The organism is Methylobacterium soli (genome assembly GCF_008806385.1).
Classification (GTDB): domain Bacteria; phylum Pseudomonadota; class Alphaproteobacteria; order Rhizobiales; family Beijerinckiaceae; genus Methylobacterium; species Methylobacterium soli.
This window is the reverse complement of record NZ_VZZK01000024.1, coordinates 25,657-47,010: the sequence shown is the minus strand read 5'-3', so window position 1 is coordinate 47,010 and position 21,354 is coordinate 25,657. Positions and strand designations below refer to the sequence as shown.

The window sequence follows — 21,354 nt, the reverse complement described above, 5'->3', positions numbered from 1 at the left end:
CTTCGCGGGTGGAAGAGGGCCGATTGGCTTTAGGATCGGGGACCTGCGAGCTGCTCCCCATCGCCGTCAGGTCTCGCCGGACAGGCGGCACGTGACCACGACGGGTCGGGTCCGGGCGACCGAGACGGCGTCATCGAACAGGCTGCCATCGAGCAGTTTGTCCGGAGCAGTCTTGCAGGCGGAGCAGTCTTGCAGGCGGAGAAGACGTGGCGTTCTCACGCAGGATTGCTCGGCGGGCGGAGCCCGTCGGGCCCTAATCCGCGATCACCCCGGGATAACGTGCCGCGAGGTCGCGGCGCGTCGCCTCCGCCCAGCTTCGGCTGCGCCCGGCGCGCGGGAGGCCGAGGGGCACGGTGCCGACGAGGCTCGCGGGCCGGGGCGAGAGCAGGAGCAGCCGGTCGGCGATCTCGATGGCCTCGGCCACGTTGTGGGTCACCATCAGCACGCTCATGCCGAGGCGGTCCACCGCCGCGATCACCAGGGCGCGCAAGGAGGCCGCCGCCGCGTCGTCGAGGGAGACGAAGGGCTCGTCGAGGACGAGGAGGCGCGGCTCGTCCGCGAGTGCGCGCGCCAGGGCGACGCGCCGCTGCATGCCGAGGGAGAGGGCGCCCGGATAGCGTGCGCGCCAGGGCGTCAGGCTCAAGGACTCGAACAGGGCGTCGAGGGGCCGGTCGCGGCGCGCGCGGGGGAGCGCGATGCGCACGTTCTGCTCCACGGTCCGCCACGGCAACAGGCGCGGGTCCTGGAACACCATGCCGATTCCGGCCGCGCCGTCCCGGGGGTCGGGCTCGATGGCGCCCGCGTAATCCGTGTCGAGGCCGAGCAGGATGCGCAGCGTCGTGGTCTTGCCGGCCCCCGAGGGGCCGATCAGGCAGACCACCTCCCCGGCCGCCACCGTGAAGGCGAGGTCGCGCACCGCCTCGACGGGCTCGCTGCGCCGGGTGCGGTAGACCTTGCGGTCCACGCGCACGCGCAGCACCGCCGGCTCGGACACGGATCCGCGGCCCGCCGCGAAGCCGTCAGCGCCAGCGTCGGACATGCGCATCGAGGGGCTGCAGAACCAGGGTGTCGAGGGCGAGCATCACCGTCATGAAGACGAGGCTGTAGCCGATGACGGCGGTGACGTCGAAGAGCTGGAAATAGTAGTTGATCGCGAAGCCGACCCCGTTCGGGCGGCCGATCAGCTCGACCACCAGGACGATCTTCCAGGCGAGGGAGATGCCGGAGCGCGCCGCCGCCACCGCGAAGGGCTGGAGCTGCGGCACCAGCACGTGGGCGACCCAGGTGCGCCGGTCGAACCGGTAGGTGCGGGCCATCTCCTCCAGCCCCGGATCGAGGCCGCGCGCGCCCTCGCGCATGATCACCGCGACGTTCGGCAGCTTGTTGAGGGCCACCGCCACGATTGCGGCGGTCTCGGTGAGGCCGAGCCAGACATAGGCCAGCACCGTGATCACGAGGGCCGGGGTGTTCAGCACCACGAGGAGCGGCGTGTCGAGGGTGCGGTCGGCGAGCCGCGAGCGCCCCAGCAGCACCCCGAGCAGCATCCCGAGGCTCATGGCGATGACGAAGGAGATTCCCACCCGCGCCAGCGTCACCCCGATGTTGAAGAGCATGCCCCCCGTCTCGATCTCGCGCACCACGAAGGCCGCGACCGCGCTGGGGGCCGGCAGGGTGCGGGCATCGGCGAAGGCCGCCGCCACCTGCCAGAGGGCGAGCAGGACCAAGAGGGAGGCGAGGCGCGCGGCGACGGCCATGGGCGCCTAGCGGAGCCCGGCGCGGGCGGGCGACCGGCGGCGCGCGGCGCGGCCCTCAGCCATTGCCCGAGCCGTCGAGATAGAGGCCCTGCGGCAGGACCTTGGCGTCGCCGACGAGGCGCTCGCCGCCCAGCCGCGCGAGGGTCGCGTAGATGGCCTCGGCGTCGCCGCGCTCGACCGCGATCGGCCGGCGCGGGATGCCGGCCAGGAAGTTTCGCTTCAGGGCCTCGAAGGTCGGCTCGTCCTCGGCGGCCATGAGCGGGCGCACCAGGGTCCAGGCCTCCGGATCGGCGGCGAGAATCTCCTTGGCGGCGGTGGAGGCGCGGGCGAAGCCCTCGACGGCCGGTCCCTTGGTCTGGAGGGAGGCGGCGTCGAACAGGTAGCCGATCAGCGCCACCGAGCCCTTGGCGCCGAAGGCCCGCATGATGTCGTCGGCGCTGATCAGGCGGCGGTAGCCCTTGGCCTCCAGGCGGGCGCAGTAGGTCCAGTATAGGAGCGCGGCGTCGAGCTCGCGGCTCTCCAGCTTCTGCATCAGCAGGGGCGGCGCCCCGTAGGCGACCTGCGCGGCGGCCTCGAGATCGAGGCTGTGGCTCTCGCGGGCCTGGGCCCGCAGGAGGATCCAGTTCTTGTCGAGCGCCCCGCCCGCCACGCCGAGGCGCTTGCCGGCGAGGTCCGGCAGGGCCTTGATCGGGCTGTCGGGGGGCACCATCAGGGCGCCCTCCGTGGTCGAGTAGGGCACGAACTTCACGCCCCGGCCCTCGTTGCGCAGGCGTGCCGCCCAGATCAGGTCGCCCACGATGGTGTCGAGTTGCTGCCCCTGGAAGGCGATGCGGGCGGCATCGGTGCCCGCGAGCTTGACCGTCTCCAGGGTGAAGCCGTTCGCCGCGTCGAGCCCGCGCGCCTTGATGATCGCCGCCTCCCAGGAGGCGGTGCCGAAGGGCAGCACGCCGATCCGGATGGTCTCGCCGGCCGCCCGGGCCGGGCGGTTGAGGATCGCGGGCAGGGGCCAGAGCGCCGCCGTCGCGAGCAATCCGCGCCGTGACAGCATGGCGCCTTCTCCCCGATTGTGCTGCGACCGCCCGCCGCCGCTCCCCGAACACCGGCCGGTGGCGCGGGGTCCGGCCGCGGCGCGAGCCGGCTGATCCTGGTTGTGAGAACCCTTACGGCCTCGTGCCCCGGCCGTCCACAGGCGGGGGATGTGTGCTTTTGACCGAGGCGCCGGCACGGCAGGCCGCCCGATCGCGACCTCTGGGGCGCCCCCCGCGGCGCGGGGCCTCTTTCCGGTCCCTTGCGCCGCCCCCGCCGGAGGCGCAGGCTCGTCGCATCGGCGAGGACGGGAGGGCGCGATGAGCGAGCGGCGCGAGGGTGTGCTGGACGATGCTGTGATCGTCGAGCGGTTGAAGGCCGAGCTGCCCCATTGGCGCTACGAGGAGGGCTGGATCCGCCGGACCTACAAGACGGCGGGCTGGAAGAGCACGCTGATGGTGATCAACACGGTGGGCCACCTCGCCGAGGCCGCGTGGCACCATCCCGATCTCACCGCCTCCTACGCCTGGGTCGAGGTGCGGCTGATGAACCATGCCGCCAAGGGCGTGACCGAGAAGGATTTCGCCTTGGCCCGCAAGATCGAGGAGGTGGTCGATTGGCAGCCCGGCACCGAGGGCGGCGCCCTCGAGGGCACGCCGACGGACCCGCGCTTCGCCTATATCAAGCACGACCGCTGACGCCACTCAGCCCGGCGGCTTCACCCGGCGGCACTCGGTCTTGAGATAGGTCGTCTTGCCGACCTCCTCCCGGAGGTCCGTTCGGGCGATGATCTCCTGCCAGCCGCTGGAGCAGCCGAGCTCGTTCGAGACCCGGACCTTGCGCACCTCGACGGCCTTGTCGTCGGTGCAGGAATCCGTAGGAATCGCGTTGGCGCAGACCAGCACGACGGCGATGAAGCTGTTCATGAAGGCGTCTCTCCCTGGGCTGCCCGCTCCGGGCAATGTCTCGACGCGGTCAGGCGGTTGCGCAAACCGCCAAGCCGGTTGCCGAGCGGGCCAGAGCGAGGCGGCCCGCCCTACCCCACCGCTACGATCCGGCCCGGGTCGAAGTTTCGGTCCTCGACCGGGTTCGCGACCCAGCGGCAACGCCCGATCCGCAGGTCATGGCCGGCGTGGAAATGGCCGGAAATCCAGGCCTGCGGGCGCTCCGCATCGGGCAGGTCGTCGAGGAGCATGGTGGCGTAGAAGGCCGGCACCCACCAGGGCACGCCGGGGGTATCCCGGTAGGCGTCGGCCGCGCGGGGGCTCGCCGGATGGTGCGTCACCGCCACGGTCGGGCCGTCATGGGGCCGGCGCAGGGAGGCGAGGAGCGCCGCCCGCTCGGCCGCGTGCGCCGCCATCGCGTCGGCGGGCTGCCAGGGCGTCCCGTCCTCCTTGCGGATCGAGCCCCGGTACTCCCGCGAGCCCGTGACCGGGTCGGTCATCCGGGCGGCCGCGTAGGCGACGGGATCCTCGGGCCGGTCCGGCGTCCCGGGGGTGAGCCAGCGCCCGGCGAGCGACCAGTCGCTCCAAAGGGTCGTGCCAACGAAGCGCACGCCCCCGATCACCGTGGCGGCGCCTCCTTGGAGCAGGTGGATCGGTCCGCCCTGCCCGTCCGCGTTCAGCCGCGCGACCTCGCGCATGAGGGCCGCGATCAGCTCCGGCGCGGTGCGCGGGTCGCCCGTCGGCGCGTAATGCTCGTGGTTGCCCGGCACGAGGACGATCGGCCGCCCGCCCGCGAGGTCGCGCAGGGTCGCCAGGCCCCGCTCCGGATGGCCCTCATGCAGGTCGCCGGCGCAGGCGAGCACGTCGAAGGGCGCGCTCGGGCGCGGGATCAGGTCGGGCCGGCGCCGCTCGAGATGCAGGTCGGAGATGGGGAAGAGGCGCATCGTCAATGTCCCGTGGGGCCCGGTCCCGAGGGGGCCGGCATCGACGCCCCGGCCTCCGCTTCGCGCGCGGCGCGGTGCTCGGCGCGGGCGGCCTTGAGGATGTCGTGGGCCGAATCCGCGTTGAGGAGGGCGATCCCGGCCGCCGCCGCGAGGTCGGGCCAGGCCGAGGGGTAGAGGGCGGTGATCAGCCCGGCCGTGATCACCGCGAGGTTGGCCACGGTGTCGTTGCGGGCGGAGAGATAGGCGGCTCGCGTCAGGCTGCCGGCCCCGTGCCGGTGCCGGGCGAGCATCAGCGCGCAGGCGACGTTGACGCAGAGCGCCCCCACCCCCGTGAGCGTCAGCGGGATCGGCGCCGGGGCCGCTAGATCCGCGATCTTCTCGTAGGCCGCGTAGGCCGTGGCGAGCGCCGGCACCAGCAGGATCCCGGCCAGCACCGTGCCGAGCCGGGCCCGGTTGCGCGCGCTCCAGCCGATCCCGGCGAAGATCAGCCCGTTGATCGCCGCGTCCTCCAGGAAGTCGAGGCTGTCGGCGATGAGGGCGACCGAGCCGATGGCGAGCGCCACCGCGATCTCCACCCCGAAATAGGCGAGGTTCAGCCCGGCCACGCGGGCGACGACGGGGCGCAGGGCGGGCGAGGGAGGGAAGGACACGAGGGGTTCCGGTCTCGGCGGGGCCACGGGCGCCCGCCTCATCGCGCATGCGCGGCCCACCTGTCGAGGTGGAAATGCGAAGCCGGAATTTTCCTGCGCTCGATACTGGATTCGAGCGCGCGCCTGTGCGAGGCGAAGCACAATCTGCGCCGTAGCGGCGCGACGTCACACGAGACCGAGAGGCCGCCGATGTTGCCCGAATTACGTGTTTTGTATTTCGAAGACCTGGAGCTCGGGCTTTCCGAGACGTTGACCAAGGTCATCGCCTCCTCCGACGTGGTGGGCTTCGCCGAGATCACCGGCGACCGCAACCCGATCCACCTCTCGGAGCATTTCGCGGCGCGCACGCCCTTCGGCACCCGCATCGCCCACGGCCTCTACACGGCGGGCCTGATCTCGGCGGTGCTCGGCACCCGGCTGCCCGGCCCCGGCGCCGTCTATATCAGCCAGACCCTGAACTTCCGCGCCCCGGTGCGCATCGGCGACACCGTCGAGGTGACCGTGGAGGTGGCCGAGCTCGTGCCGGAGCGCCGCCGCGCCCGCCTCAAATGCACCTGCTCGGTGGCCGGAGAGGTCGTGCTCGACGGCGAGGCCCTGGTGAAGGTGCCCAAGAAGGAGGAGGCCGACCCGCTGGCCATCCGCATGGGCGGCCGCCCGAGCGCCTGAGGGGCGTGTTCGCGCCGATCCCCATCGACGATCCGGCCGACCCGCGCCTCGCCCCCTACACGGCGATGCGCGAGCGGGACCTGATCGGGCGGGAGGGCCGCTTCATCGTCGAGGGGGCCGTGACCCTGCGCCTGCTGCTCTCGGGCGCCTCGCGCTTCGCGACGGAATCGATCCTCCTCGCCCCCGAGCGCCTGGATTCCCTCGCGGACGCGATCTCGGCCGTGCGGGCGCCCCCGCCGGTCTATCTCGCCGCCAAGGCGGTGATGAGCGCGGTGGCGGGCTTCCCGATCCATCGCGGCGTCCTGGCGGTCGGGATCCGCGGATCCGCGCCGGACCCCGTCGCCCTGGTGGCCCCCGCCCCGGCGCCGGCCCTCGTCCTCGGCCTCGCGGGGCTGACCAACCACGACAATGTCGGCGGCCTTTTGCGCAACGCGGCCGCCTTCGGGGCGGACGCCGTCCTGCTCGATGCCGAGACCTGCGACCCGCTCTACCGCAAGGCGATCCGGGTCTCGGCGGGCGCCGCCCTGATCACGCCCTTCGCGCGCCTCCCGCGCGGCGCGGATTGGCTGGGGCTCGCCGACGCGCTCGGCCTCGTGCCGCTGGCCCTGTCGCCGGGCGGGAGCGAGACCCTCGCCGACCTGCCCGCCCTGCCCCGCGTCCTGCTCCTCCTCGGCACCGAGGGGCCGGGCCTGCCCGGCGGCCTGATGGCGCGGGCCCGCACCGTGCGCATCCCGATGGCGGCGGGATTCGATTCCCTCAACGTCGCGACCGCCGGCGCCATCGCGCTCCATCATCTCGCGCGCCCGCATCTGCATCGCGCGCGCCCGCATCTCGGTCCGCCGCCCGGCGGGTGAGGCGGTGCGCGACAATCAGTGACAATTGCCCCGCGCGCGCGGCGTCCTAGCTTGGCCGGTAGCGGGCCTCAGGGGCGTTCGACATCCGTCGGCGACTCGGACACGATGGAACGGCTTGCGTCTGTAGCGGGAGTCATCGGCGTTGCTTCAGTCACGGGACGGCCTGCGGACCCTGTCCGGACGCCGGGTCATCATCGTCGGTGCCGGTCCCGGCGGCCTTGCGACGGCGCTCCTCCTCGCCCGCGCGGGCCTTCATGTCACGGTCTTCGACAAGGATGAGCAGGTCGGCGGGCGCACCAAGACCGTCGCGGCGCCGGGCGGCTACCGCTTCGACATCGGCCCGACCTTCTTCCTCTACCCGCAGATCCTGGCCGACATCTTCGCCTCCTGCGGCGAGCGCCTGGAGGACCATGTCCGCCTGGAGCGCCTCGATCCGCAATACCACCTCGTCTTCGAGGAGGGCGGCGAGATCCGCGCCACCGCCGACATGGAGCGCCTCGAGGCCGAGGTCGCCCGCATCGCCCCGGACGATGCACGGAATGTCCGCCGCTTCTTCGCCGACAACCGGGTCAAGCTGAAATTCTTCAAGCCCGTGCTGGAGCAGGCGTTCCACACCCTGCGCAGCATGGCCTCTCCGGCGATGCTGACGGCGCTGCCGCACCTGCATCCGGGCCGCAGCGTCGATGGCGACCTCAAGCGCTACTTCGCCGACCCGCGGGTGCGCCTCGCCTTCGCGTTCCAAACCAAGTATCTCGGGATGTCGCCCTTCCGCTGCCCGAGCCTGTTCACGATCCTGTCCTTCCTCGAATACGAGCACGGGGTCTATCACCCGGTCGGGGGCTGCGGCGCGGTCTCGGAGGCGATGGCGGGCCTCGCCCGCCGCATGGGCGTCGACATCCGCCTCGGCCAGAGCGTCGACCGGGTCACCTTCGCGGGCAAGCGCGCGAACGGGGTCGTGGCCGGCTCCGAGCATCTCCACGCGGACGCGGTGGTGATCAACGGCGATTTCGCGAAAGTCATCCAGGATCTGGTGCCGCAGACCCACCGGCCGCGCTGGCGCGACGCCAAGATCGCGAAGGCGCGCCTCTCCTGCTCGACCTTCATGATGTATCTCGGGCTCGAAGGGCGGATGCCGGAGAGGCTCGGGCATCACACCATCCTGCTGGCTAAGGACTACGCCCGCAACATCCGGGAGATCACCGACGGCATCCTGCCGATGGACCCCTCGCTCTACGTCCAGCATGCGGGCTACACCGATGGCGGCATGGCGCCCCCCGGCCACACCGCGCTCTACGTGCTGGTGCCGGTGCCCAACCTGAAGGCCGGCATCGACTGGGGCGAGACCCGCGCGCATTACCGTGCGCTGGTGCTGGAACGCCTGAAGCTCCTCGGCCTCGACGACCTGGAATCGCGCATCCGCTACGAGCGCATCGTAGACCCGACCCAGTGGCGCGACGATTTCACGGTGCACGAGGGCGCCACCTTCAACCTCGCCCACGACCTGATGCAGATGCTGTACTTCCGGCCCCATAACCGTTTCGGGCCCGGGCTCTACTTGGTGGGCGGCGGCACCCATCCGGGCTCGGGCCTGCCGGTGATCTACGAGGGCGCGCGCATCACCGCGCGCCTGCTCCTCGAGGAACTGGCCGGCGCCCGCGTGCCGGCCGCCGCGGTCGGAATGCCGGAGACCGCCCCTCTGACCGCGCGCGGCGAGGCCTCGTGAGGGGCGTGCGCGCCTGCGCCGCAGCCCTGCTGTGCTTCCCCGGATTGGCCGCGGCCGCCGAGGTGGAGGTGGAGGTCGACGGCATCGAGCCCGGGCCGGGCTCCGTCTACGTGGCGCTCTGCCAGGGTGGCCTGTCCGAGGCCTCCTGCCGCGAGGGCCAGGACGCCCCCGCGCGCGGTCCGCGCCATCGATTCGTCTTCGAGGGCATCGATCCCGGCAGCTACGCGGTCGCGGCCTTCCAGGACCTCAACGGCAACCGCCGCCTCGACCGCACGCCGCTGGGCCTGCCCCTCGAACCTTACGCCTTCTCGGGCGATACCGGCCGCACGGGGCGGCCCGATTTCGCCCGCGCCGCCTTCACGCTGCGGGAATCCGGGGCCGCGATCCGGGTGCGGCTCGCCCGCGCCCTGCCGCGGCGCTGAGGCGGGGCCGGATGGGCGGCCCGGAGGATCAGGTGCCGCTGGTCGAGATCGTGGACGCCACGCTCAGCTATCGCGGCCGGGAGGTCCTGACGGGCATCGACCTCACCGCGCCGGCCGGCCGGACGCTGGCGCTTCTCGGGCCGAACGGCGCGGGCAAGACCTCGCTGATGCGCCTCGTCGCCGGGCGGTTGCCGCCGGATGCGGGCCGGGTCCGGGTCGGGGGCGCCGACCCGTTCCGGGCGCCCGCGACGCGCCGCGCCATCGGCTGGGTGCCCCAGGAGATCGCCCTCTATCCGCGCCTGACCGTGGCGGAGAATCTCGGTGTCTTCGCGCAACTCGCCGGGATCGGCCGCCGCGCCCGCAAGGCGGCCGTGGAGGCCGCCCTGGCGTTCACGGACGTCGCCGAGGTTGCAGGACGGCCCGTCGGCCTGCTCTCCGGCGGCTACCAGCGCCGGGTCAACATCGCCGCGAGCCTGATGGGCCGGCCCCGCCTCGTCCTGCTCGACGAGCCGACGCAAGGGGTCGACCTCGCCGCCCGCGCGGCGATCCACGCGGTCCTCGGGCGGCTGCGGCAGGACGGCGCCGCCATCCTCCTCGCCACCCACGATTTCGCCGAGGCCGAGCGCCTCGCCGACGACGTCGCGTTCATGGCCGGGGGCCGGATCGTCCGGGAGGGTCCGCTTGCCGAGCTCCTCGCCCGGATTCGGGCCGGTGCGCCCGAGCATGAGATCGCCCTCGCGCTGCCGCCGGACCAGGCGGCCGAGGCGGCCCTGCGCCGGGCCGGCTTCGGCCCCGTCGATACCGGGCTGACCTGGCGGGCCTCCGGCCGCGGCGGCCACACCCTCGACGGGGCGGCCCTGCTGGGGGCGCTGCGCCGGCAGGGCGTCCCGGTCAGCGAGGTGCGGGTGCGGACCCCGGGCCTCGACGCGCTCTATCTCGATGCCCTGCAATCCGGGACGAGCGGGGCGGCCGCGAGCCGGCCGCGTCCCTTGAGGGCGGCGCGATGATCGGGGCCGCCTTCCGGGTCATGCTGCTGAGCCTCGTCCGCGACCGGGCGGCCCTGGTCATGGCCTTCGTGCTGCCGACCGTCATCTTCGCGATCTTCGCCGCGATCTTCTCCGGCGCGATCGGCGACCGCATCCGGATCCATCTCGGGCTCGCCGACCTCGCCCAGACGGCCACGACCGCGCGGCTGATGCGCGCGCTCGAGGCCGACCCGTCGCTGCGCGTGACGCGCCTCGATGCGGCGGGCCTGCCCGACATCCTCGGCATCGTCCGCCGCGGCGAGGTTGATGTCGCCCTCGTGCTGCGCGGCGACCTCGCGGCGGCGCCCGCGACCACGGCGTCGAGCGCCGCTGCCGCCCCGCCCCCCGACCAGCCGATCGTGCTGGTCGAGAGCCCCTCCCGGGCGCTGGCCACCCCGATCGCCCTGGGCCAGCTCCAGCGGGTGCTGAACGAAGCCCTGCCCGACGTGGTGCTCTCGCGCATCGTCGCGGACGTGGAGCGCACCGGCAAGATCGGGGCCGACGAGCGCGCCTTCCTGGATCAGGCCTTCGCCGAGCAGCGGGCCAAGCGGGAGCCCTTCTCCTTCGCCACCCTGGTCGAGCGGCAGAGCACCGCCGCGGCCCAGGCCAACGAGCGCGTCGGCTACTACGCGGGGGCGATCACGGCCGTGTTCCTGCTGTTTGCCGCCATGCAGGGGGGCATGTCCCTCGTCGAGGAGCGCCAATCCGGCCTCGCGGACCGGTTGATGGCGGGGCCCGGCGGCCTGCGGGTGGTGGTGCTCGGCAAGTTCGGCTTCCTCACCCTGCAGGGCCTCGTCCAGGCCGGGCTGATCTTCGCGGCCGCCGCCTTCCTGTACGGCGTCGAGATCGGCCCGCGCTGGCCGGCCTGGCTCGCCACCTCGCTCCTCGTCTCCGCCATGGCGGCGGGCCTGGCGCTCGCGGCCTGCGCGGCGGCTTCCACCCGCCAGCAGGCCCACCTCGCCTCGACCTTCGGGGTGCTTCTGCTCTCGGCCATCGGCGGCAGCATGGTGCCCCGCTTCCTGATGCCGCCCTGGTTGCAGGAGGCCGGCTGGCTCACCCCGAACGCCTGGGCGATCGAGGCCTATCAGGGAGCGCTCGGCGAGGGTTGGCACGCGGCCCTCCCGGCCTGGGCGGTGCTCGGCCTCGCGGCCGCGGCGGGGCTCGGCACTGCCCTCGCGCTGGTCTCGCGCCCAGGCTCGACCCGCGCCTGAGGCCCCATCGCCCGGCGCGACCGGTTAACGCGTTGACCGGGCGGGCCCGGGTTCTAGCTTAGCTTCCCAAGGGCGGATGACGCTCGTTGTCCTCCTCGGGAGCTCTGAAGAACATGCGGGCTGATTCCTCGGTCGCCGTCATCGGCAGCGGGCTCGGCGGGCTGGCCGCAGCCTGCGTCAGCGCCGCGCGCGGGCATCGCGTCACGCTCTACGACAAGAACGACTGGCTCGGCGGCAAGGCCGCGGTCCTGCACGAGGGCGGGTTCCGCTTCGACATGGGGCCGACGATCCTCACCGTGCCGCGGGTGCTGGAGCGCATCTTCGCCGAGGCGGGGCGCAATCTGCACGATTATCTGGACCTGCGCCGCCTCGACCCGCAATGGCGCTGCTTCTTCGACGACGGCTCGCGGATCGACCTGATGCAGGACGTCGAGGCGATGGCCGCCGACATGGACCGCTTCGTGCCCGGCGCCGGGGCGGGCGAGGGCTACAAGCGCTTCATCGGCATCTCGCAGCACCTGCACGACGTCTCGAACCGGTTCTTCTTCTGGAAGCCGGTGGAGGACCTGTTCGACACCATCAACATCCGGGCGAACATGAACCCCGGCACCCTGCGGGACGTGCTGTCCCTGCGCATGCACGCCTCCGTCGCGAGCACCATCCGGGGCAAGGTCAAGGACGCGCGCCTCGCCCAGATGCTCGATCACTTCGTGCAATATGTCGGATCCTCGCCCTACGGGGCGCCGGCGGTGCTCTGCGCCATCGCCCACATGCAGACGGCCGAGGGCGTCTGGTATCCAATGGGCGGCACCCGCGCGGTGGCGGAGGCCCTGGCCAAGCTCGCGGGCGAGCTCGGCGCCACCCTGAAGCCCGCCAGCGAGGTGACCGGGCTCGCCATCGAGAACGGCGCGGTCACGGGCCTGCGTACCCGCGCGGGCACGACGCCCTACGACGCCGTGATCTCGAACATGGATTCGGTGCGCACCTACCGGGAGCTCGTCGGCGGCGAGGTCGGCAAGGCCTACGAGAAGAAGAGCTTCGAGCCGGCCTGCTCGGGCGTCGTGCTCTATCTCGGCCTGAACCGCCGCTACGAGCACCTGAACCACCACGATTTCGTCTTCTCCCGCGACCCGGAGGAGGAGTTCGACTTCATCTACAACAAGGGCGAGCCCGCCCCCGACCCGACCGCCTACCTGGCGGCCCCCTCCTCCACCGACCCGTCGGTGGCGCCGGAGGGCGGCGAGGCGCTCTACGTCCTGGTCCACACGCCCTATCTCCGGCCCCACCACGACTGGTCGGCGATGTTCCCGGCCTACCGGCAGGTCATCCTCGACAAGCTCAAGCGCACGGGCGGGATGCCGGATCTCGAGGAGCGCATCGTGGTCGAGCGCCACCTCACGCCGCAGGACATCCACGAGCGCTACAAGGTCCTGAACGGCGCGATCTACGGGCTGGCCTCGCACGGCCGGGTGATGGGCGCCTTCAAGCCCGGCAACCGTTCCCGGCAGGTGCGCGGCCTCTACCTCGCGGGGGGCGCGGCCCATCCGGGGCCCGGCATGCCGATGGTGATGATGTCGGGCTGGATCGCCGCCGACGCGCACGATTCGGATGTGCGGGGCGTCGCGCGTCGGTCGGCCTGACGCGACCGGACAGCGCCGCGCGTGAACCGGCACGCCCTCCGGCCGGTTGACGGCACGGCACAGAGTGCAATCCAAGGCGAGAGCGTGCCCGAGGTCAGACCCACCCCCGCGACGGATCCAGGACGCGGCGCACGCAAGCGCCTGCGCGCGCCGGACCCAGTCTCGCCCGTGATCTGGCGCTTCATGGTCGCGTATTTCGACCGCTTCCTGCGCCGGCACCTCAACGCCGTCCGCCTCGCGCGCTGGGGCGTGCCGCGTTGCGCGGAGCATTCCGGGCCCATCGTGGTCTATTGCAACCACCCGGCCTGGTGGGATGCCGCGACCGTGATCCTGCTGGCCGGCCGCCTGTTCCCGGCACGGGAATGCTACGCCCCCTTCGATGCCAAGGCCCTCGCGCGCTACGCCGTCTTCCGCCGCATGGGCGCGTTCGCGGTCGATCTCGAGACGGCGCGGGGCGCGGCCCAGTTCCTGGCGGCCTCGCGCGGCATCCTGAGCCGGCCGCACCGGATGATGTGGATCACCGCGCAGGGGCGCTTCGTCGACGTGCGCGCCCGCCCGCTCGGCCTGCGCCCCGGCGTCGCGCGCCTCGCCGAGATCGCCCCGGATGCCCTGTTCCTGCCGCTCGCCCTCGAATACGCCTTCTGGGAGGAGCGCGGCGCCGAGGCCTGCGCGGCCTTCGGGACCCCGATCCCCGCCGCCGACCTGCTCGCCCTGCCCCGGCCCGAGCGCCTCGGGCGCCTCGAAGGGGCGCTCACCGCGACCCTCGACCGCCTCAGCGCCGACGTGATCGCCCGCGAGCCCGCGCGCTTCGCGCCCCTCGTCTCGGGCGCCAAGGGCATCGGCGGCATCTATGACGGCTGGCGCCGGCTGAAGGCCCTGCGCGCCGGCCGCCGCTTCGATCCGGCCCACCATTCCGCTCGGGACGCCGAGAGCGAGGCCCCGTGATGCTCGACCTCGCCTTGCTCGGCCTGGCCCTCCTCTGCCTCGCCTGCGCGCTCCTGCCCGCGATCCTGGCGGCCATGAACCTCACGCTCCTGCGCACGCCGGAGGCGGAGACGCGCGCCCCCGGACTGATCTCCATCCTGATCCCGGCCCGCAACGAGGAAGCCAATATCGAGGCGACCCTCCGGGCGGCGCTGGCGAGCGCCGGCACGGCGATCGAGATTCTGGTGGGCGATGATCACTCGACCGACCGGACCGCCGCGATCGTGCGCGGCCTCGCCGCCGAGGATGCGCGCCTGCGCCTCGTCTGCGTGCCGAGCCTGCCGGAGGGCTGGACCGGGAAGAACCACGCCTGCGCGCACCTCGCCGACGCCGCGCGGGGCGAGCATCTGCTCTTCATCGACGCCGACGTGCGCCTGGAGCCGAACGCCGCCGCGGGCCTCGCCGCGCATGCGCGCCGGACCGGGGCCGCCCTCGTCAGCGGCGTGCCGCGCCAGCGCATGCCGACGCTGGGCGAGCGGCTGACCGTGCCGATGATCAACTTCCTCCTCGTCGGCTTCCTGCCCGTGGCGATGATGCGGGCCTCGGCCCGGCCCACCCTCGGGGCGGCCTGCGGGCAACTCGTCCTGATCCTGCGCGCGGTCTATGCCGAGACCGGCGGGCACGCCGCGATCCGGACCTCGCTCCACGACGGCGTGCACCTGCCCCGTGTCCTGCGGGCGAAGGGCCACCGGACCGACCTCGTCGCCGGTCAGGCGCTCGCGACCTGCCGGATGTACCGGAGCTTCGCGGAGGCCTGGGCCGGCTTCTCGAAGAACGCGCATGAGGGCATGGCGACGCCCCGCGCCCTGCCGGTCTGGACGCTCCTCCTCCTCCTCGGTCAGGTGCTGCCGTTCCTCCTCGTCCTCGCCGGCCTGTTCGGGCTCCTGCCGGGACACACCCTCGCGGCGGCGCTCGCGGCCCTGATCATCGCGCTGTCCACCCGGGCGGCCATCACCCTCGTGGTCAACGAGCCCGTCGCGACGATCCCGCTGCACCCGCTCACCGTCCTCACCGCCCTGGCGATCCAGTGGAACGTCCTGCTCCGGCAGGAGCGGGCCGGTGCCGCCACCTGGAAGGGCCGGAGCTATCCGGTCGGCGACGCCTGACCCGGGCTTGAAGGCGGGCGCCGCCGCGGTAGCTGAAGGCCGGTGCCGCGGGGCCCGGATGTGCCCCCGACCCTGCCCCCGAGAGTCACCTCCGCGATGCCGATCGACCGCCGCACCATCCTGGGCGCCGTGCCCCTGGTCCTTGCCGCCACGGAATCCGGTGCGGGCGCGCCGGCGGCGCCCGAGGGGACGCTTCCAGGCCTCTATCGCTACCGTGTCGGCGACGCGACGCTGACCGCCCTGCACGAGGGGACGCTCGGCCGGCCGCTGGAGGCGGGCTTCATCCCGAACGCGCCGATCGAGGCCGTGCGCGCCGCGATGGCGCAGGCCTTCCTGCCGCCCGACCGCCTCGACATCACCTTCACGACGCTCCTCATCGAGGCCAACGGGCACCGGATCCTCGTGGATACGGGATTTGCCGATAACGGACCCCTCGGCACCGGCGGGACGCTGCGGGGCCTCGCCGCGGCCGGCATCGAGCGCAGCGCGATCGACACCGTGGTGATGAGCCATTTCCACCTCGACCACGTGCTCGGCCTGCGGCTCAAGGACGGCAGCCTCGCCTACCCGAGGGCCGAGGTTCTGGTGCCGGAGCTCGAATGGGCCTTCTGGATGGACGAGGCCGAGGCCGCCCGGGCGCCGGAGCGTCTGCGCCCGAACTTCGCGGCGGTCCGGCGCATCTTCGGGACCGGGGGGCCGCGCGTGACGCCCTTCGCCTGGGACCGGGAGATCCGCCCCGGCCTCACGGCGCTTCCCGCCCCCGGCCACACGCCCGGGCACACGGTCTTCCTGCTGCGCTCGGGGGAGGCGCGCCTCCTCCACATGTCGGATGTCACCAACCACCCGGCTCTGTTCGTGCGCCATCCCGATTGGTCGGCAGTGTTCGATATCGATGCGGATCAGGCGCGCGCCACGCGTCGCCGCCTCCTCGACCGGGCCGCCGAGGAGCGGCTGCAGGTCGCCTTCTACCACGCGCCCTTCCCGGCCACCGGCCACATCGCCCGCGCGGGGGACGGCTACGCCTTCGTGCCGGTCCAGTGGGGGGCGCCGGGATGAGTCAGCCCGGAGCGCCCGTCTCGGACAGGATCCAGGCCGCCGTGTCCGGGTCGGCCTCGGCGATCGCGAGGGGCAGGATGAACGGTGTCTCGTAGGGGTGGCGCGCCTTCAGCTCCGCCGCGACGGCCTGCGCCAGGCCCTCCCGGCTCTTGACGATGGCCACGACCTCGGAGCCGTGCTCCACCGCTCCCTTCCAGGCATAGACCGACCGCATCCCCGGAATCACGTTGATGCAGGCGGCGAGCTTCGCCCGGACCAGTTCCTCGCCGACCGCGAGCGCCGTCTCGGCATCCGGGAATGTGGTGTAGACGAGGAACGGACGCTCCATGCTATGGCTCTCCCGCGAAGACGTTGCCGGTGACGCCTCCAGGGAGGCGCATCCGAGGGCGCCGCGTCAACAGGGCGGATCTTGATCAGCATGTCGCGGCGCTTCCACAAGATCGCGTTCGTCGCGAGTCCGACGCCGGATGCCCGGCTCGCCGCATCCGCCCTGATGCGGCGCTACAACTACGTGGCGCCCGAGGATGCCGACGTCGTGGTGGCCCTCGGCGGCGACGGCCTGATGCTGCAGGTGCTCCACCGCTTCATGGACCGGGTGAAGCCGATCTACGGCATGAACCGCGGGACGGTCGGCTTCCTGATGAACGAGTTCCGCGAGGACGGGCTGATCGAGCGGCTGGAGCGGGCCGAGCGCAGCGTCATCCATCCCCTGATGATGGAGGCCCGCGACACCGAGGGGCGCCTGCACGAATCCCGGGCGATCAACGAAGTCTACATGCTGCGCCAGACGCACCAGACCGCCAAGCTCAAGATCGCGGTCGACGGGCATATCCGGCTGCCCGAGCTGATCGCCGACGGGGTGCTGGTCGCGACGCCGGCCGGGTCCACGGCCTATAACCTCTCGGTGGGCGGCCCGATCCTGCCGCTCCACGCCCAGCTCCTCGCCCTGACCCCGATCTCGGCCTTCCGACCCCGCCGCTGGAGCGGGGCGCTGCTGCCGAACTACGCCCGGATCCGCATCGAGGTGCTCGATGCCGAGCACCGCCCCGTCGCGGCGGTGGCAGACCACACCGAGTTCCGCCGGGTCTGCACCGTCGAGACCTGGCTCGATCAGGCGACCGATCTCGTGCTCCTGCACGATCCCGGCCACAGCCTCGACGAGCGCATCCTGCGCGAGCAGTTCGGCTGACGGGGCCGATTCACGGGCGACAGGGGCCTGGCCCCGATCAGGCGGCGAGGCGCAGCCGCGCCCGGTCCTCGCGATAGCTCGCGATCAGCGCCTCCGGGATCGTCTCCAGAACGGCCTCGGCCGCCTCCCTGGCCTGGCCCGCCTCCCGGCGCAGGCGTTCCTGCTCCTCGTGGAAGCTCGCCAGCAACGCTTCCGGCAGCGTGCCGAGCACGGCCTCGATCGCATCCGCTCCGGCGGTCTCGGCCACGGTCGCGGCGCGATCCGCGAGGGCCGGCGGAACCGCGCTCTGGGCCGGAGCCGCCTGAGGCCGCGCGGCGGCGACGTGCTCGGCTTCCCGTGCCTGCGCGGCGCGCCAATCGGTCTCGAGGCGCTCGGCATCCCGGCGCTCGGCCTCGCGGGTCAAGGCGGACTCGGCGAGCGCCCGGGCGACGGCACGCGCCTCGTCGCGCGCGGCCTCCGCCTCGTAGCGGGCGAGGAGGGCCGTCACGGCCTGCATCTCGGCGAAGGGCATGTCCTCGCAGGCGGTGAGGGCCCGCTCGATCATGCGCCGGGACAGACCAGCGCCGCTCAGCGTGCTGGCGCCGCTCGTCGCCTCGCGCCAGGCCGTGAGGGCGGCCTCGAAGGCCGGGAGCAGCGGCTCGGGCAGGCCCGCGCGGCGGTGCAGGCTGGCGGTGCCGCGCGGCTGGCGCATCAGGCCGGCCACGCGGGCGCGGTCGATGCCCGTGAGGTCGGCATAGGCGGCCTCCGCGAACATCATCTGCCCGGAGAGGATCGCGCGCAGGATCAGCCCGGCATTGAGCTGGCCCGTGCCGCGCAGGTGCTGGACGACGCGGCCGAGCGCCCCGGCGCCCGCATCCGCGCAGAGTTCGAGGACGGACCGCTCGCTCGCCTCGCGGCCGACCCGCTCGCCGCGCTCCGGGGAGAGCCAGCCGCAGGCGGTGACGAAGCCCGACAGGGTCCGGGCCAGCCGCCCCGCCACCGCGTGGCGCACCTCCAGCGGCAGGTCGGCCCGGGCGAGCAGCGCCTCGCGCAGGGTGGCATCGTCGCCATGGCGTTCGACCATCCGCAGGAGGCGGCCGGTGGTGATCTGCGCGGTCGGGTTGGCGGCAAGGCGGGCGAGCGTCTCGGGACCGCCGATCTCGGCCAATGCCCCCGCCACCGCGTAGGTGAGGTGGTGGCGCGCCGCGATCACGGTGCGGATGTCCTCGGCCCCCATCGCGGCGGCGTCCACGAGGTCGGCGTCGGTCAGGATCGGGGAGCGGGCGAGGACCAGGCTCGCGATCTCCGGCTGGTCGGCCGCGAGGGAGACCACGAGCGGGCGTGGCGCCCGTGCCGAGGCCGCGCAGGCTTCTGCGAGCGCCCGGCGCACCACCGGGGCGGGATCGTCGAGGAGGGCGAGGATCGCGGTCTTCGCCTCCCAGGCCGCCTCGGGCCCGAGATTGGTGTAGAGATAGGCCCGCGCGAGGGCGGACGCCGCCTCGGCCCGGCGCCCGGCCGAGCTGTGCTGCGTCCAGGCCAGGAACTGGCGGATGATCATGGATTGCTCCGGATCGTGAACAGGGACAGGTCGAGCGGGGTGCTCGCGCGCGGGGCGGCCGCTTGGCGGCCGCCTGTGAATTCGGCGGGGCGCCGCGGTGGCAGGGGCGCGTTGAGGATGGGCGCGCCGACGAGGGCACTGGCGGTGGCCGGCGCGGCTTCCGCGACGGCGCCCGTCTCCGCCACCGTGTCCGCGCTCCCGTCCGAGCGCGGGAAGTAGGTCGGGGGGCTGCGGCCGCTCTCGGGCGCGGCCCGGCCCTGCCAGAGCTTGGCGACGCCGTCCGAGATCGCGCCCTGGCGCCGGTCGTTCTGGAACAGCGCGCGCAGCCCTCCGCCGTCGAGGGCGGCATAGGCGCTCGTGCCCTGCGGCAGGGCCGTCACGTCGGTCGCGGCGGCGGTGCCGCGGCTGCCGGCCGCCACCGTCGAGAGGGTGGCGTAGAGCTCGGCCGAGGTCCGGGGCCGCCCGGTCTTGTCGTAGAACAGGCCCCGATTGGCGGCGGCGGCCTCGGGCAGGTCGAGGGCGGCGGCGCGGGCCGGGCTCGCCTGGGCCGAGGCGATCAGCGTCGTGGCGCCCCGCGCGCCCAGGACATGCGCGGCGTAGAGGTCGCCGCTCGTGGGCTCGCGCCCGCGGGCGCCGGTCAGGGCCTCGCGGTTCTTCTGGGTGAGCGCTCCCGCGAGCGTCGAGGCGATCCTCGGGTCCCGGCGCAGGTCGAGGATCGTCTGCCGGGTCGCGGTGTCCGAGACCGTGTAGGTGCCGTCCGGGCGCGCCGTGATGGCGTCAGCATAGTCCGAGAGGCCGAGCTTCGGCCCCGCCGTCTTCATCACTCCGAGCCAGGTCTGATCGATGAACTGGAACAGCCCGGTGGCCGACGAGGTGCCGGCCTTGGCGGATGGATCGAGGGCGGATTCCCGCTGCGCCGTGGCGAGCAGGTAATCGAAGCCGACGCCCGTGCTCTGCGCCCCGCCCCGGATCGCCTCGACCACCTCCGCCGAGCCCGTGCTCCGCGCCGGAGCGGCGGCGCTCTGGCCGGTCTCGCGCGTGCTGGCCGAAGGCGTGGTGAACAGGAACATGCGGGGTCCGACTCGGGACACGCCGGCCCGAGCCGGGCGCGGCGCGAAGGAGCCTGAACATGCTCCCTTAGAAGCCTGATCCTGTTGCCGTTATGGTAAAGGAAGATTGAATGCGTACGCTCGCGGACCTTCCCGTATCGGGTGTTTTCGGCTGAGGTCCGCCGGGGCCGGGCGCCCCCGTTCTCAGCCCCCGTTCTCAGCCGCCGCTCTCAGCCGCCGCTCTCAGCCGCCGCCCTTGGGCCGGCGCATCTCGAAGCGCGTCTCGGGCGTCGCCGTGAAGTAGTCGAAATAGCCGCCCCGCATGATCGGGCGCATCGCCCCGGTATCGACGAGCCCGTCCGCGACGAATCGGTCGTCGATGTAGATCGAGACCACCTGCCCGATCACCAGGAAATTCGCCGGCTCGCCGCCGCCGAGCGGCACCAGCGGCACGGTCTGCAGCCAGCGGCACTCGATCGCGGCGGCGGCTTCCGCGACGCGGGGCGGCCGCACCTTGCGGGAGGGCGCGGTCGTCAGACCGGCGAAATCGAACTCGCTCTCGCCGCGGGGGAGAGGGGCCGAGCTGGCATTCATCGCCTCGCGCAGGTCGTAGGTGGCGAGATTGCAGACGAATTCCTGCCCCTCCTCCGCGAAGGTCATCGCGTCCTTCCGGCCGGAGGAGGAGAAGGCCACCATGTCGTCCGCCACCGCGTTGAAGAACGAGTAGGGCGCGAGGTTGAGCTGCCCGGCCCGGCTCATCGCGCTGATCCAGCCGATCGGGCGCGGGGCGACGAGGGCCTTCAGCGGATTGTGCGGCAGGGTCCGGTTGTCGGGTTCGTAATGCATGGCCGAATGCCTCAGGGTTTCTCGCGCGCGGGTGGGTCGGCGGGTGGGTCGGCGGGTGGGTCGGCGGGTGGGTCGGCGAGCGGGTCGGGCTGCGTCGCCGGGTCGGCTCAGAGCCGGGTGACGATGTCGGCGAGGTCCGGCCGCGGCCGGTCGCTCGGCACCGCGCCCGCCCGGCCGATATGGATGAAGCCCGCGAGCTTCTCCCACGGCTCCAGGCCGAGCGCGTCGAGCACCCGCCGGTCATAGGCGAACCACTCCGTGAGCCAGGCGGTGGCGAAGCCGGAGGCATTGGCCGCCAGGACGAGGTTCATGGCGGCGGCGCCCGCCGAGAGCACCTGCTCCCATTCGGGGATCTTGATGTGCGGTCTTGCCCGCGACACCACCGCGACGACGAGGGGCGCCTGGACGAGGCGCCGGCCCTCGAGATTGAGCCGGGCCGCGTCGGCCTCCGGATGATCCGCCGCGTAGGCGCCGGCGATCACCGCCCCGAGCCGCGCGCCGGCCTCCCCCTCGATCACGAGGAAGCGCCAGGGCGCGAGCTTGCCGTGATCGGGCACCCGCGAGGCGATCCGCAGGATGGCGTCGAGCGCAGCCGGATCCGGCCCCGGCTCCGTCAGGAGCGGCGGGGCGACGGAGCGGCGGGTGCGGAGCAGGTCGAGGGTGGGCGTGTCGGGGGTCGGGATCATGCGGGCGGGGCTTCCGAGGACAGCGGCGCGCTCCGGTTGCCG

Annotated in this window: 23 protein-coding genes; 12 read left to right on the top strand and 11 right to left on the bottom strand. The window is 73.1% G+C overall.

The genetic code is table 11. The features are described from left to right. Positions 1-253: 253 nt before the first annotated feature. The 3 genes from F6X53_RS20500 to F6X53_RS20490 are packed head-to-tail and all read right to left on the bottom strand — an operon-like array spanning position 254 to position 2,802. On the bottom strand, positions 254-1,039 hold the full coding sequence (locus F6X53_RS20500) for an ABC transporter ATP-binding protein (RefSeq protein WP_151002064.1): 786 nt from the start codon (positions 1,037-1,039) through the stop codon (positions 254-256). Further along, a complete protein-coding gene (locus F6X53_RS20495) occupies positions 1,020-1,754 on the bottom strand; it encodes an ABC transporter permease (protein WP_151002062.1) in 735 nt (244 codons plus the stop codon). The genes F6X53_RS20500 and F6X53_RS20495 overlap by 20 nt, the downstream gene beginning before the upstream one ends. Before the next feature lie 55 nt (positions 1,755-1,809). Further along, a complete protein-coding gene (locus tag F6X53_RS20490) occupies positions 1,810-2,802 on the bottom strand; it encodes an ABC transporter substrate-binding protein (RefSeq protein WP_151002060.1) in 993 nt (330 codons plus the stop codon). Between the two features lie 298 nt (positions 2,803-3,100). Between F6X53_RS20490 and F6X53_RS20485 the strand changes: the two genes are divergently transcribed. After that, the gene (locus tag F6X53_RS20485; protein ID WP_151002058.1) at positions 3,101-3,478 is read left to right on the top strand and encodes a 4a-hydroxytetrahydrobiopterin dehydratase; all 378 of its coding nucleotides are present in this window, start codon (positions 3,101-3,103) and stop codon (positions 3,476-3,478) included. Positions 3,479-3,484: 6 nt separating this feature from the next. On the opposite strand, the gene F6X53_RS20480 is transcribed toward F6X53_RS20485, so the two are convergent. The 3 genes from F6X53_RS20480 to F6X53_RS20470 all read right to left on the bottom strand — a co-directional run bounded on the left by F6X53_RS20480 (position 3,485) and on the right by F6X53_RS20470 (position 5,360). Continuing rightward, a complete protein-coding gene (locus tag F6X53_RS20480; protein ID WP_151002056.1) occupies positions 3,485-3,706 on the bottom strand; it encodes a hypothetical protein in 222 nt (73 codons plus the stop codon). A gap of 110 nt (positions 3,707-3,816) precedes the next feature. Further along, positions 3,817-4,668: a metallophosphoesterase gene (locus tag F6X53_RS20475; protein ID WP_151002053.1), complete on the bottom strand. Its 852-nt coding sequence runs from the start codon at positions 4,666-4,668 to the stop codon at positions 3,817-3,819. 2 nt (positions 4,669-4,670) lie between these two features. Beyond that, entirely contained in the window at positions 4,671-5,360 is a 690-nt protein-coding gene (locus F6X53_RS20470; RefSeq protein WP_151002052.1) for a cation efflux transmembrane domain-containing protein, read from the bottom strand. A gap of 147 nt (positions 5,361-5,507) precedes the next feature. Between F6X53_RS20470 and croR the strand changes: the two genes are divergently transcribed. The 10 genes from croR (at position 5,508) to F6X53_RS20420 (ending at position 16,005) form a co-directional block, all read left to right on the top strand. Then, on the top strand, positions 5,508-5,984 hold the full coding sequence (croR, locus tag F6X53_RS20465) for a 3-hydroxybutyryl-CoA dehydratase (RefSeq protein WP_151002050.1): 477 nt from the start codon (positions 5,508-5,510) through the stop codon (positions 5,982-5,984). A 65-nt stretch (positions 5,985-6,049) separates the two neighbouring features. Next, positions 6,050-6,838, top strand: coding sequence for a TrmH family RNA methyltransferase (locus F6X53_RS20460; RefSeq protein WP_425324696.1), 789 nt, complete (start codon positions 6,050-6,052; stop codon positions 6,836-6,838). A 142-nt stretch (positions 6,839-6,980) separates the two neighbouring features. Further along, positions 6,981-8,561 carry a phytoene desaturase family protein gene (gene crtI, locus F6X53_RS20455; RefSeq protein WP_151002045.1) on the top strand — a complete coding sequence of 527 codons (1,581 nt, stop codon included), beginning with the start codon at positions 6,981-6,983 and terminating at the stop codon, positions 8,559-8,561. Beyond that, complete coding sequence (locus F6X53_RS20450) at positions 8,558-8,983, top strand: DUF2141 domain-containing protein (protein WP_151002043.1); 426 nt, start codon at positions 8,558-8,560, stop codon at positions 8,981-8,983. The genes crtI and F6X53_RS20450 overlap by 4 nt, the downstream gene beginning before the upstream one ends. Before the next feature lie 11 nt (positions 8,984-8,994). Then, positions 8,995-9,990, top strand: coding sequence for an ABC transporter ATP-binding protein (locus tag F6X53_RS20445; protein ID WP_151002042.1), 996 nt, complete (start codon positions 8,995-8,997; stop codon positions 9,988-9,990). Next, positions 9,987-11,219 (top strand): ABC transporter permease, encoded by a 1,233-nt coding sequence (locus F6X53_RS20440; protein WP_151002041.1) that lies wholly within the window; start codon positions 9,987-9,989, stop codon positions 11,217-11,219. Before F6X53_RS20445 ends, F6X53_RS20440 begins: the two co-directional genes overlap by 4 nt. Positions 11,220-11,332: 113 nt before the next feature. After that, a complete protein-coding gene (locus F6X53_RS20435; protein ID WP_151002039.1) occupies positions 11,333-12,859 on the top strand; it encodes a phytoene desaturase family protein in 1,527 nt (508 codons plus the stop codon). Positions 12,860-13,042: 183 nt separating this feature from the next. Further along, positions 13,043-13,804: a lysophospholipid acyltransferase family protein gene (locus tag F6X53_RS20430; protein ID WP_151002163.1), complete on the top strand. Its 762-nt coding sequence runs from the start codon at positions 13,043-13,045 to the stop codon at positions 13,802-13,804. Next, entirely contained in the window at positions 13,804-14,949 is a 1,146-nt protein-coding gene (locus F6X53_RS20425) for a glycosyltransferase family 2 protein (RefSeq protein WP_151002037.1), read from the top strand. The genes F6X53_RS20430 and F6X53_RS20425 overlap by 1 nt, the downstream gene beginning before the upstream one ends. 96 nt (positions 14,950-15,045) lie before the next feature. Next, positions 15,046-16,005 (top strand): MBL fold metallo-hydrolase, encoded by a 960-nt coding sequence (locus F6X53_RS20420; protein ID WP_151002035.1) that lies wholly within the window; start codon positions 15,046-15,048, stop codon positions 16,003-16,005. 1 nt (position 16,006) lies between these two features. On the opposite strand, the gene cutA is transcribed toward F6X53_RS20420, so the two are convergent. Further along, positions 16,007-16,333, bottom strand: a complete 327-nt coding sequence (cutA, locus tag F6X53_RS20415) for a divalent-cation tolerance protein CutA (protein ID WP_151002033.1) — start codon at positions 16,331-16,333, stop codon at positions 16,007-16,009. Positions 16,334-16,423: 90 nt separating this feature from the next. On the opposite strand from cutA, the gene F6X53_RS20410 reads away from it, so the two are divergent. Further along, entirely contained in the window at positions 16,424-17,194 is a 771-nt protein-coding gene (locus tag F6X53_RS20410) for an NAD kinase (protein ID WP_151002031.1), read from the top strand. A 37-nt stretch (positions 17,195-17,231) separates the two neighbouring features. Here the strand turns inward: F6X53_RS20410 and F6X53_RS20405 are convergent, their stop codons facing one another. The 4 genes from F6X53_RS20405 to F6X53_RS20390 all read right to left on the bottom strand — a co-directional run bounded on the left by F6X53_RS20405 (position 17,232) and on the right by F6X53_RS20390 (position 21,312). Then, complete coding sequence (locus tag F6X53_RS20405) at positions 17,232-18,731, bottom strand: DUF2336 domain-containing protein (RefSeq protein ID WP_151002030.1); 1,500 nt, start codon at positions 18,729-18,731, stop codon at positions 17,232-17,234. After that, on the bottom strand, positions 18,728-19,801 hold the full coding sequence (locus F6X53_RS20400; protein WP_151002028.1) for a lytic transglycosylase domain-containing protein: 1,074 nt from the start codon (positions 19,799-19,801) through the stop codon (positions 18,728-18,730). The genes F6X53_RS20405 and F6X53_RS20400 overlap by 4 nt, the downstream gene beginning before the upstream one ends. Before the next feature lie 222 nt (positions 19,802-20,023). Then, positions 20,024-20,626, bottom strand: coding sequence for a flavin reductase family protein (locus F6X53_RS20395; protein WP_151002026.1), 603 nt, complete (start codon positions 20,624-20,626; stop codon positions 20,024-20,026). Between the two features lie 107 nt (positions 20,627-20,733). Continuing rightward, positions 20,734-21,312, bottom strand: coding sequence for a nitroreductase family protein (locus tag F6X53_RS20390; RefSeq protein ID WP_151002024.1), 579 nt, complete (start codon positions 21,310-21,312; stop codon positions 20,734-20,736). Between the last annotated feature and the right edge of the window lie 42 nt (positions 21,313-21,354).